The sequence below is a fragment of the Oceanobacillus luteolus genome (assembly GCF_042678205.1).
Taxonomy (GTDB): Bacteria; Bacillota; Bacilli; order Bacillales; family Amphibacillaceae; genus Oceanobacillus; species Oceanobacillus luteolus.
Genome location: NZ_JBHUDE010000051.1, coordinates 1 through 527, shown reverse-complemented (window position 1 = coordinate 527; position 527 = coordinate 1). Strand labels below are relative to the sequence as shown.

Here is a 527-nt window from a genome sequence, read left to right as displayed (position 1 = left end):
CCGTACGAACTCGTATACGATCAAGACGCTTTACTCGTTGTAAACGAAAATGCAGGAGACGTTATCTTAACCGCAGAGTTTCAATCTTACCGCGAAGAAAGAAAATTAAATATAGCGATTTGTCGAAAACAAGACCCTGAAAGCAAAGGGAAAGTTGAAAATGTCGTCGGTTTTATCAAAGGAAATTTCGCAAAAAATAGAGTGTACGAAAACATTGAACAATGGAATGATGCGATGTTGAGATGGTTAGCAAGGACGGGGAATAAAAAAGTTCACAATACAACTAAAAAAAGACCAGTCGAAGTGTTTTCTCTGGAAAAGCAACACTTACGACCAGCCGTCAAAAAAATAAATATTTCACCTATTGATTCTAGTATAACAAGAACGGTGAGGAAGGACAATACCATCCTGTATCTCTCGAATCGCTATTCGGTTCCTCTCGGAACATACACAAAAGAGAAAAATGTCTATATTGAAGTGACAGATGATGGTAACTTACTGATACGCGGCGAAAAAGATGGTCCCGT

General features: G+C 38.5%; 1 pseudogene. It reads left to right on the top strand.

What is annotated here, in order from left to right:
* Positions 1 to 527: pseudogene (locus tag ACFSBH_RS12060) on the top strand (IS21 family transposase); the annotation flags it as partial.